Below are 10,222 nucleotides of genomic sequence, written 5' to 3'. Positions count from 1 at the left end.
GGCATGTGGCGCACCTGATCGACCCGCGCAGCGTGGTGCCGGCCTCGATCATGCCGTCCTACCCCTGGCTGACGCGTCCCCTTGATACCGATCTGTTGTCTGACTCCCTGACCACGCTGGCCCGGCTTGGCGTACCCTATGACGAGGACATGATCGCAACGGCGGAAGCCGATGCCCTGGCGCAAAGCCGCCCCGACAGCGACGCGGTGGACGGATTTCTGCAGCGCTATGGCGAACGGCCCGCGGCCCGCGCCTTCGATGGCGATCCGTCTCGCCTGACAGAGATGGATGCGCTTGTCGCCTATCTCCAGTCTCTCGGCACATTGACCGATGCGCCCTATCGAACCCTGACGGAGGGCAACCAATGACCCATGACATCCTGGTCTATCTGTCCAAGACCGTTGGCCTGATCTGGCTGATGGGGTTCTTCCTGATTGTTGTCTTCCGCGCCTACAGCCCGTCCCGGCGCAAGGCCTACGACGCCGCCGCCCGGTCCGTGCTGCCTTCAAAGGAGGTTGGAGATGCGTAACCCGACCGACCCGAGGCAACTGCCAGGCGCCGATCCCCATACGGGCAATCGCAAGATCGATCCGGTCACCGGCTACGACACCACGGGGCACGACTGGGGCGGTATCACCGAGCTCAATACCGCGTTCCCGAAGGTCGTGATCTGGGCACTGGTGCTGACGTTTCTTTATTCGGTCGTTGCCTGGATTCTCTTGCCCGCCTGGCCGACCGGACGCGATTACACACGTGGCTTGCTCGGGCTGGACCAGAGCGAAGAAGCGATCAAGGGCTTCAACAGCCTGGCCGACAGGCGGCAGGACTGGCTGTCGCGCTTCGAGGGCGAGAATTTCGTCGCCCTGCAATCCGACGCGACACTGATGGCGACCGCAATGCCCGCCGCCGCGCGCCTGTTCGCCGACAACTGCGCGGCCTGCCACGGCACGAACGGGCAGGGAGGGCCGGGCTTTCCGGTCCTGTCGGACGAAACATGGCTGTGGGGCGGCGACACGGAAGAAATCGCCACGGCCATTCGCCACGGCATCAATACCGAAGATCCTGACACCCGCTACGCCGAAATGCCGGCCTTTGACTGGATGGAGCGGTCTGATCGGTTGGCCTTGGCCGAATTCGTTTCCGAGATGCGTGACGGAGCTGTCGGTTTCGAGAGCTCTGCGGGCACGCTCTTTTCGGAGAATTGCGGTTCCTGCCACGGTGAGACCGGGGCGGGCGGTCTCGAAATCGGCGCACCCTCCCTCACAGACGAGGCGGTGATCTATGGCCAGGACCTGGAAACGGTGATGCGAACGCTCCGACGCGGGCGCCACGGGGTGATGCCGGCCTGGTCGGGTCGCCTGTCAGAGGCCGAAATCAGCCTCCTGGCGCTCTACGTGGCCCGGCTTGGCCAACCAGCAGGAGGCGGGCAATGAAGCCGGCCGTACAAAAACGGCTGGCGATCGGCGCCGCTCTGGCAGCAGTTCTGCTTTTTCTCGGTGCGAATGCGCATCTGCTGACCGTTGCCCTGCGATCGCAGCCGGACTGTCGCGAGACCGCCGGCGCGATGCCTGCCATGCGGTCCTGCTGAAAGGGAGAACGGGATGCTGGAACCACTACCGACCTTACGCAAGCCGCATCGGCCCGCCTCACCCCATGCACGCGACCTGCCCGCGTCTTCGGCGTTGGATTGGTTGCAAGCCGGTTGGCGTGATGTGCGAATGGCGCCGTTGTCCAGCTTTGCCTACGGTTTGTTCCTGACGCTGATATCCTATGCGGTCCTTTGGGCGCTTCACGCGAGCCATCTCTTGTATCTCGCGCTGCCCGCGATCTCCGGTTTCCTGATTGTCGGTCCGTTCCTGGCGATCGGGCTTTACGAGAAAAGCCACAGGCAGGCGCAAGGTGAACAGGTTGCGCTTTCCGACATGCTGGTGTTCCGGCCGGCGTCGGGTGGGCAATTGGCCTATGCCGGACTGCTACTCGGCCTGCTGATCCTGTTCTGGCTCAGGGCGGCGGATCTTCTTTATGCACTATTTTTCGGCCTTGTCCCGTTCCCCGGCGCGGAGGAGGCGTTGACCAATGTGTTGACGACGCCCCGGGGATGGGCGCTAGTTATCACCGGTACCCTGGTGGGCGGGTTGTTCGCGGCCTTCGCCTTCGCGATCAGCGCCTTCTCCATTCCGATGCTGGTCTCGCGCAAGACCGATGCGCTGACCGCCATGGGGCTGAGTTTTGTCATGACCGTGCAGAACCTGCGCCCCATGCTGGTTTGGGGTCTGTTTGTCGCCCTCGGATTGGGCCTGTCAGTCGTAACCGGCCTGATTGGGCTGATCGTCCTGTTCCCGGTTCTCGGTCATGGCACCTGGCATGCCTACCAGGCGATAGCCGGTGAGCGGCAGTGAGCCTCCTGTTACTCATACCGCTCTCGATCGGTCTCGGCCTGCTCGGGCTTTGTGCCTTTATCTGGGCGCTCAGAAACGGGCAGTTCGATGACCCTGACGGCGCCGCGTGGCGCGTCATCCCTCCTGATCAGGAAAACGAAACAGAAGGAAAACCCGATGGCAAACTGGCTCCCGACACTGAAGACGACAACGCCCGAAGAGGGGTATGACCTTGCGGTAAAGCTTGCACGCGTGGCCGTGAAGCTGACCCAACCAGACGCCGAAGTGCGTGACCGGTTGCGCCCGGAATACGCCGAAGACTCCGACGCCCTGATCGCTGTCAGCCAGGTGGTCGCGACGCATTTCGCCACCGTCGCGGCGGCAAATGACTACTGGCAAGACAGGACATGACCGACGTTGAACGACGAGGGGACCAGTTCGTCGTCGACGCGCTGGTTCTGGCCGAAGCGTTTGACCTTTCCGTCGAAGAAACCCGTCACCGGATGCAAGGCGGGCAGATCGCATCTCTTTGCGAGACGGGAGAGGGTGAGGACGCGGGCCGTTGGCGATTGACATTCCGTCACCAGGGCCGCGCCCTGCGGTTGATCGTGGATGCCCATGGCGAGATTCTGGGAAAGAGCACGTTTCCGGTCGGTCATCCGAACAGGGCTGCCCAAGCAAGATAACATGGAACCTGCCACAACCAGGCGGGCCAAAACCTGACGGCAAAACATTTCCGCGAACCTTTCTGACTCTGGCGCATCAAAGAGACAGGTGCCCATGACTGTGGCACCTCAGACATTGAAAGGAAGTAAAATGAAATCCGCTCTCACTCTCGCCGCGATCGCGCTCACTTTGTCTACGGGCAATGCCCTTGCCCAAGACGCGGACGCGTTGCTGATGTCACCCCCGGGCGCCCCTTATATCCAGGTCAGCGATGCGCTGCCCCTGCCGGAATTCATCCCGGGTCTCGGCACGCTGTTCGTTGACCCGGATACGCTCCCAGCCGGCCCGTTCCTGGCCTATGACCATGACGGCAATCTCTCGGCCACGGTTTACATGACGCCTTTGGAAGACCTGCAGAGCGGTACCTCCTATGACGGGCTGGCGGTCGGCAATCACACGGTTTCATCCGTCGACATCTACTTCAATGCCGGGCATCCTGGCGTGGACAGGCCCCATGCCCATGTCGTGCTGTTCCACGACGAGGATGCCAAATCGAGGCTTGCGGAATGACGCCAGGCCGCAGAGAGTTTCTTATGGTCGGGGGTGGCGTGATCGCCACCCTCGGCTTTCCACGCGTCACATTGGCGGGCCCTGTTGAAACCATTGAGATGAGGGGAACCGCACGGGGAGAGCATGTCTGGTTCGCACCGGTTGGCCTTGCGGTGGCCCCGGGCACGACCGTACGTTTCATCAACCGAGATCCCGGGAACAGCCATACCGCGACCGCCTACCATCCGGACATTTTTGATCGGCAACGGCGCATCCCGGAACAGGCCCTCGCGTGGGACAGCGATTTCCTGCTGCCAGGCGAGAGTTTCGAGGTCACGCTGACGGTTCCCGGTGTCTACGACTACTATTGCCTGCCGCATGAAATGGCAGGAATGGTTGGCCGGATCTTGGTCGGTCAGCCAACCGATCAGGGATGGGAGGGGGCGGCGGGCAACAGCGACGATCTTGAGCCCGAGGCGCTTGCAGGAATTCCGCGGGTGGACGACATCATCGCCCGGGGCCGGATCCTGCGGGAGGAATACGAATGACCAATCTGTCCCGGCACCGGGTCGATCAACACCAGATCATCGACGAAACGACCAGCGAGGGCGACCTGCTGGCGGCTGCGGCCGCACGCTCGGAACCCGCGGTCCGGGAACTGATCCGGCGCAACAACCCTCGGCTGTTCAGGGTCGCGAGGGGGATCGTTGCGACGGATGCCGAAGCCGAAGATGTGGTGCAGGAAACCTATCTCGCAGCGTTTCGACGTCTGGACAGCTTTCGCGGAACCTCTGCTTTTTCGACCTGGATCACACGCATTGCGATCAATACCGCCCTGATGCAACTGCGTCGAAAGCGCCCGGAAGAGGAGTACGATACGGTGAATGAGAACGATGTGACTTCAGTTACGCCTTTTCCGGGAATGGTCTCTGAAGCCGCCGAGACCGTGCATGGGCGCCAACAGCTTCGACGGATCCTTGAAGAGCTGGTAGACGGTCTGCCCCACGAATTGCGTCTCGTGTTCGTCTTGAGCGAAACGGAAGGCATGACGCAGAAAGAGATCGCCCGCGACCTGGAACTCAACCCGATTACGGTCAAAACCCGGCTGTTCCGGGCACGCCGCTGGTTGCGACAGGATCTGGAGCGCCGGGTGAAAGGGGGCTTTGATGCTATCTATCCGTTCGATGGTGCACGTTGCGCCAACATGGCGGACCGCGTTGTGCAAGAACTGAGTGGGACGGGAGAGGTATAGTCATGATACCCGTGCAGGCAACATGTCACTCTGGAATTACTCGGCTTCGATCAGATGAAACGCATCGGCCCGTCCAGGGCCATCCTATGATGGTTCTGGCCACACCAGCTTTCACCTGCGAGGATCGGGGGTCAGGAGTTGATAGCCGGGCATTGTGATGGCCTTGGCGGTGGTGATCGGCGCGTTCTCGATCCAAGTTGTTCGTTCGATGACAGAAAGTGCGGCTCCTTTGGTCGTTTCAAGAAGTTCAGCCACTTTCTCATCGGCTGAAATGGCATAAAATCGAAGGTCGCGGCGGCAATAGGGCCTGTTCAGGACGAGCCAAACGTTCGCGCTGATCTCACTTAGGTCTATGCCTCCGATTTCCGGTACGGTCGAAAAACAGATCCAACGATCCTCGAGAATATCCCAATGCGCGTCCGACAAATGCAGCGCCTCGACATGCAACATCGGCTCCGACGCGGACATCTTGAATGCCACCTGATCTCTACGCGATCTTGGCAGGTGGCAACCAGCTGGCGCTGCGTGTCCTGAAATTTGGCGCATTGCGACATAACGGTAGGCGCAGGGCGGCCGGACAGACATCCCTCGGCGATTGCCTGCGGATGACATCATCGTTTCGACGAAGATGGGCGTAGACGTCCGGGACATGCCCATACGGTTCGGCGCGAGATTGGCGATCACCTCATTGGAGTTAAGATTGGTCGAAGTGCCCGCGCCGCTCTGGATCATGTCAATGCGAAACAAGATGTGACGTTGTACCGGGATGATTTCGCCCCAGATCCCCTCGACGGCCGAAACAAGCGCCCAGAAATCGCGATCGGCACGCGCTGCCCTCACCTCACCCCAGGCTAACGCACGGACGAACTCGGGCAGAACGAGGTTGAACGGAATTCCTGTGGACGGAAGGTTCCCGATCGCCTGTTGAGTGTTGTAGTCCACGATTCACTTCGCCGGCAGCACGATCCGACCGAATCGCAAACGGAAGGCACGGCACTGCCGCGCCTTCTCCCGATCAACCCATCGTTGGCATCACGAACTCCGGATCGGTTCGGACACCCGATGGCCAGCGCGTGGTGATTGTCTTCAGCCGGGTATAGAAACGGACGCCTTCAGGGCCATGCATGTGATGGTCGCCGAAGAGCGACTGCTTCCAGCCTCCGAAGGAGTGGAACGCCATCGGCACCGGGATCGGGATATTGACGCCGACCATGCCGACCTCGATGTCATGGGCAAAGCTGCGCGCTGCATCCCCGTCGCGGGTGAAGACCGCTACACCGTTGGCATAGTCGTGAGCGTGGATCAGGTCGACCGCGGCGGCATAATCCTTGCGGCGGACCACAGACAGCACCGGGCCGAAGACCTCCTCTTTCCAGATCGTCATGTCCGGGGTCACGTTGTCGATCAGGGTCGGCCCGACGAAATAACCGTTCTCGTAGCCCTGCGGCGGTGTGAAGCCTCGACCATCGACGACGAGTTTTGCGCCCTCGGCCTCGCCCCGGTCGATCAGGCTCTTGATCTTGTCGCGCGCCGCTGCGGTGACCACGGGACCCATTTCCGACGACCGGTCCGCTGCCGGTCCGACCTTCAGCGCCTCGATTTTGGGTACCAGCCTTTCGATCAGCGCGTCGGCGACCTTGTCGGTCACCGGGACAGCGACCGAGATCGCCATGCAGCGTTCGCCGGCGGACCCGTAGGCCGCGCCCATCAGCGCGTTCGCGGCCATGTCGAGATCGGCGTCCGGCAGGATGACCATGTGGTTCTTGGCCCCGCCGAGCGCCTGCACGCGCTTGCCATTCGCGGTGCCGGTCTCGTAGATGTATTTCGCGATCGGTGTCGAACCGACGAAGCTGATCGCCTTGACGTCCGGATGGGTGAGCAGCGCATCGACGGCTTCCTTGTCGCCCTGCACGACGTTGAAGACACCTTTCGGCAAACCGGCCTCTGCGAGCCATTCGGCGATCAGGAGCGAGGCGGAGGGATCGCGCTCGGAGGGCTTCAGGATGAAGGTGTTGCCACAGGCGAGCGCCACGGGAAACATCCACATCGGCACCATGGCCGGGAAATTGAACGGCGTGATGCCGGCAACCACACCCAGCGGCTGGCGCAGCGAATGGCTGTCGACGGCGGTACCGACATTCTCGGTGATCTCGCCCTTCAGCAGATGCGGCGCGCCGGCGGCAAACTCCACGACCTCGAGGCCGCGGGTTACTTCGCCCTTCGCATCGTCATGGGTCTTGCCATGCTCGGCCGAGATCGCCTCGGCGAGCTGGTCGGCGCGGTCCCACAGGATCATCTTGAACCGGTCGAGGATGCGCGCTCGGCGCAGGGCGGGAGTCTTCGACCAGGCGGGCAAGGCCGCATGTGCCGCAGCCACGGCGCGTCCCACTTCTTGAGCGGAAGCGAGCGCGACGGTCTTCTCCGCCTCTCCGGTGGCCGGATTAAAGACCGGCTGGCTGCGTCCGGACATGCCTTTGACGCGGGTGTTGTCGATGAAATGGGTGATCTCGGTCATGGGATTTCCTCCTGTTACGCGGCCTAAATCGTCTATTTGTTTCCGTATATAAATACCTGCAACCGATAATCCGTTATGCTAAAACGTATGAAATGAACTGGGATGACCTCCGCTATTTTCTTGCCGTCGCACGCGAAGGGCAGATGCTGGGCGCGGCGCGCAGGCGCGGCGTCAGCCAGGCGCTTCTGAGTCGGCATATAGCCGCGCTCGAAGGCGCGGTGGGCGCGCGGCTCCTGGACCGGACGACGCGGGGCTGCCAGCTTACCGAGGACGGCCAGATGCTGCTGGAAACCGCCGACAGGGTCGAAGGCGAAGTCGTGTCGGGAGTGGCACGGGTGACAAGTCGCCGCGAACGTATCGCCGGAACGATACGCATCGGCGCGCCGGATGGATTCGGAAGCGCCTTCCTCGCGCCGCGGCTGACCCGGTTCCGCCAGCAACACCCGGAATTACAGGTCCAGCTCGTGCCGGTCCCGCGCAGTTTCTCGCTTTCGGAGCGCGAGGCCGATATCGCGGTCATGGTCGGCCGTCCGGACAGGGGGCGATTGCGGGTCCGGAAGCTGACAGAATACACCCTCGGACTCTACGCATCGAAAGACTACCTGGAGCGGGCCGGTCGGCCCCGCGATCTGGCGCAGCTGCGGCGGCACACGCTGCTCGGCTATGTCGAGGATCTGATCTATTCGCCCGATCTGAACTATTCCGCCGATTTCATGCGCGACTGGCGGTCCGACGTCGAGGTCTCCACCGCGATCGGCCAGTTCGAAGCCGTCCGCGCCGGCGTGGGAATCGGTATCCTGCACGATTTCATGGCTGCCGGGGCCGCGGAGATCGAGCGCCTTTTCCCCGAAACCTTCGCGACGCGGACCTATTGGACCGTCTGGCATGAAAATATGAGAGTCGCCCGTCGGATCAGCGCTGCCGTGGAAATCCTGGATCAGCTGGTACGTGACGAACGGCGGATTTTTCTGCGGGCCTAGGTACCGGACGCCGACCTGCCCGAATCCGAGGACGGTTCGGGTTCCGGACCGGGGCATTCCAGGAAGATCCTGGCGGTGCACCTGGCGCAGATCGACTGGTCGAGTGTCGGAACGACGGCAGCGATGGCGTCGCCCTTTGACAGGTGGATGTTTTCCTTCGTAAGTGCCTTGAACACCTTCAGCCGTGCCAGTTTGGCGATGGTCCTCGGGGTCACGAGCTGCAGGTGGAACGTTCCGCCACGCTTCTGGCGGCGCGCAGCTTCCTCGATCATGAAATCGGCGCCCGACAGGTCGATCTCGCCGACGCCCTTGACGAGGAACAGGAGGTGCCTCTGTTCCGGCCGCTCGATCTCAAAGCGGCGGAAGCGGCGGCGGAGAAACTCCACCGAGCCGAAATAGAGCGGCCCGTCGATACGCGCGATCAGGAGCTGCGGGCATTCCGCCAGCCCGTTCTCGGCCGCGGCCATGAATTTCCGGCGTGGGCTATCGGGGTTGGGCGCTCCGACACCGATGAACGGTCGCGCGGTGCCTTTCAGGAACAGGGCCAGCGACAGCAGGACACCTGCATAGATCGCGAATTCGAGCGAAAGGAACAGCGCCGACAGGAAGGTAACCGCCGCGATAACGATCTCGGAGGTCGAGGTGGTGACGATATGCCGGATCTCGCGAAAGTCGATCAGCCTCCAGGCCACGAGCAGGATCACCCCGGCCATGCCCGAGATCGGGACATAGGCGAAGAAAGGGGCGACAAAGAACAGGATCGCGGCAAGGAACAGGGCGGCGAAGATCGCCGACAACGGCGTCTGCGCGCCGGCGTCGAAATTGACCCCGGACCGGGTAAAGGAAGCCGAGCCGGGATAGCAGCGGAAGAAGCTGGCGGCGATGTTGGAGAGGCCTTGCGCCACGAACTCGCGGTTTCCGTCGATCAACTGACCCGAGCGCAGCGCGATGCCGCGCGATACCGACATCGCTTCGAGCAGGCCGACCAGGCCGATGGCGACAATCGCCCCTCCAAACTCCTGAACAAAACCCAGACCGAGCGCCGGCAACTCGAAGACAGGCAGCAGTCCCTCGATGGTGCCGATAGTGGTCAGCCCGGCCTCGGACCCGCCGAAGAGCAGGCTGGCCAGTGTCGCGGCGAAGAGCGCCAGCAGGTAGTTGGGCCAGAGCGGCCGGACATGCTTGATGGCGGCGCCGGTGGTCAGGGCCAACAGGGCGATCGCAAGCGCGCGCCAGTCGGTCTGCGGGAGGTGTTCCCACAGCAGGCCGAAATGTTCGACCAGGCTCTCGGTGCGCGGGATGTTCAGGGCGAGCACGTGCCTGATCTGGCTGACCGCGATCAGCAAGGCGGCGCCGGTGATGAAGCCGGTCATGACCGAATGTGATACGAAATCGACGAGGACCCCGAGACGAGCGATCCCGAGGATCAGCTGGAACAGCCCGACGCAGAGGGCGAGCGTGATTGCTGCGGAAATGTAGTCGGGCGAGCCGGGGACGAAATGTTCGGCCAGTGCCCCGAAAACAAGGATCGAGATCGCGGTCGTCGGTCCCGAGACCGCATGCCAGCTCGATCCGAAGAGCGCGGCGACCACCGGCGTCACCATCGCCGTATAGAACCCGTATTGCGGCGGCAGGCCTGCGATTGACGCGAACGCAACCCCTTGCGGCAGCACCAGCGTCGCACCGGTGAGGCCGGCGGTCAGATCACCGCGCAACGTCGTGCGCGTGACCCGTCCGGCCCAGGGCGGAACTGCGTGCCCGGCGGCCGTCTTCAGCTTCGATGCAAGACCCTGCACAGGTAATATCGGTTCCGCTTTTGCCATGTTCTACGGTCCGTGACCCCTGCATTCCGCCTTGCTGGAAATACGGCAAGGCGGAACGC

Annotated in this window: 15 protein-coding genes; 12 read left to right on the top strand and 3 right to left on the bottom strand. The window is 62.5% G+C overall.

All coding sequences use genetic code 11. From position 1 onward, the window contains the following. From MRY75_RS17380 to MRY75_RS17330, 11 genes are all read left to right on the top strand, one after another. Window positions 1–368 (top strand): cbb3-type cytochrome c oxidase subunit II (locus MRY75_RS17380; protein ID WP_292309266.1); only part of this gene is annotated, 368 nt, incomplete at its 5' end. After that, a complete protein-coding gene (locus MRY75_RS17375; RefSeq protein ID WP_292309265.1) occupies window positions 365–529 on the top strand; it encodes a cbb3-type cytochrome c oxidase subunit 3 in 165 nt (54 codons plus the stop codon). The genes MRY75_RS17380 and MRY75_RS17375, both read left to right, overlap by 4 nt. Further along, window positions 522–1,433, top strand: coding sequence for a cytochrome-c oxidase, cbb3-type subunit III (ccoP, locus tag MRY75_RS17370; protein ID WP_292309264.1), 912 nt, complete (start codon window positions 522–524; stop codon window positions 1,431–1,433). Before MRY75_RS17375 ends, ccoP begins: the two co-directional genes overlap by 8 nt. Further along, window positions 1,430–1,588, top strand: coding sequence for a hypothetical protein (locus MRY75_RS17365; RefSeq protein ID WP_292309263.1), 159 nt, complete (start codon window positions 1,430–1,432; stop codon window positions 1,586–1,588). The genes ccoP and MRY75_RS17365 overlap by 4 nt, the downstream gene beginning before the upstream one ends. Window positions 1,589–1,748: 160 nt before the next feature. Further along, window positions 1,749–2,399, top strand: a complete 651-nt coding sequence (locus MRY75_RS17360) for a DUF2189 domain-containing protein (protein WP_292309262.1) — start codon at window positions 1,749–1,751, stop codon at window positions 2,397–2,399. Then, window positions 2,396–2,608, top strand: coding sequence for a cbb3-type cytochrome oxidase assembly protein CcoS (gene ccoS / locus MRY75_RS17355; protein WP_292309261.1), 213 nt, complete (start codon window positions 2,396–2,398; stop codon window positions 2,606–2,608). Before MRY75_RS17360 ends, ccoS begins: the two co-directional genes overlap by 4 nt. Further along, window positions 2,556–2,789, top strand: a complete 234-nt coding sequence (locus MRY75_RS17350) for a hexameric tyrosine-coordinated heme protein (protein WP_292309260.1) — start codon at window positions 2,556–2,558, stop codon at window positions 2,787–2,789. Before ccoS ends, MRY75_RS17350 begins: the two co-directional genes overlap by 53 nt. Next, window positions 2,786–3,064 carry a DUF6522 family protein gene (locus MRY75_RS17345; RefSeq protein WP_292309259.1) on the top strand — a complete coding sequence of 93 codons (279 nt, stop codon included), beginning with the start codon at window positions 2,786–2,788 and terminating at the stop codon, window positions 3,062–3,064. The genes MRY75_RS17350 and MRY75_RS17345 overlap by 4 nt, the downstream gene beginning before the upstream one ends. Window positions 3,065–3,194: 130 nt before the next feature. Continuing rightward, window positions 3,195–3,614, top strand: a complete 420-nt coding sequence (locus MRY75_RS17340) for a hypothetical protein (protein ID WP_292309258.1) — start codon at window positions 3,195–3,197, stop codon at window positions 3,612–3,614. A gap of 98 nt (window positions 3,615–3,712) precedes the next feature. Then, window positions 3,713–4,141, top strand: coding sequence for a plastocyanin/azurin family copper-binding protein (locus MRY75_RS17335; protein WP_292309257.1), 429 nt, complete (start codon window positions 3,713–3,715; stop codon window positions 4,139–4,141). Next, window positions 4,138–4,845 carry an RNA polymerase sigma factor gene (locus tag MRY75_RS17330; RefSeq protein ID WP_292309256.1) on the top strand — a complete coding sequence of 236 codons (708 nt, stop codon included), beginning with the start codon at window positions 4,138–4,140 and terminating at the stop codon, window positions 4,843–4,845. Before MRY75_RS17335 ends, MRY75_RS17330 begins: the two co-directional genes overlap by 4 nt. A 111-nt stretch (window positions 4,846–4,956) precedes the next feature. On the opposite strand, the gene MRY75_RS17325 is transcribed toward MRY75_RS17330, so the two are convergent. Together MRY75_RS17325 and MRY75_RS17320 are read right to left on the bottom strand one after the other, a co-directional pair. Continuing rightward, window positions 4,957–5,787 (bottom strand): UTRA domain-containing protein, encoded by an 831-nt coding sequence (locus MRY75_RS17325; RefSeq protein WP_292309255.1) that lies wholly within the window; start codon window positions 5,785–5,787, stop codon window positions 4,957–4,959. 73 nt (window positions 5,788–5,860) lie between these two features. Continuing rightward, a complete protein-coding gene (locus tag MRY75_RS17320) occupies window positions 5,861–7,360 on the bottom strand; it encodes a CoA-acylating methylmalonate-semialdehyde dehydrogenase (RefSeq protein ID WP_292309254.1) in 1,500 nt (499 codons plus the stop codon). 92 nt (window positions 7,361–7,452) lie between these two features. On the opposite strand from MRY75_RS17320, the gene MRY75_RS17315 reads away from it, so the two are divergent. Continuing rightward, entirely contained in the window at window positions 7,453–8,340 is an 888-nt protein-coding gene (locus MRY75_RS17315; RefSeq protein ID WP_292309253.1) for a LysR family transcriptional regulator, read from the top strand. Here MRY75_RS17315 and MRY75_RS17310 read toward each other — a convergent pair. Then, the gene (locus tag MRY75_RS17310; protein ID WP_292309252.1) at window positions 8,337–10,163 is read right to left on the bottom strand and encodes a SulP family inorganic anion transporter; all 1,827 of its coding nucleotides are present in this window, start codon (window positions 10,161–10,163) and stop codon (window positions 8,337–8,339) included. The genes MRY75_RS17315 and MRY75_RS17310 overlap by 4 nt on opposite strands. Window positions 10,164–10,222 lie beyond the last annotated feature (59 nt).

Source organism: Marivita sp., from assembly GCF_022763305.1.
Lineage (GTDB): Bacteria > Pseudomonadota > Alphaproteobacteria > Rhodobacterales > Rhodobacteraceae > Marivita.
This window is presented reverse-complemented; position numbering and strand designations above follow the sequence as displayed.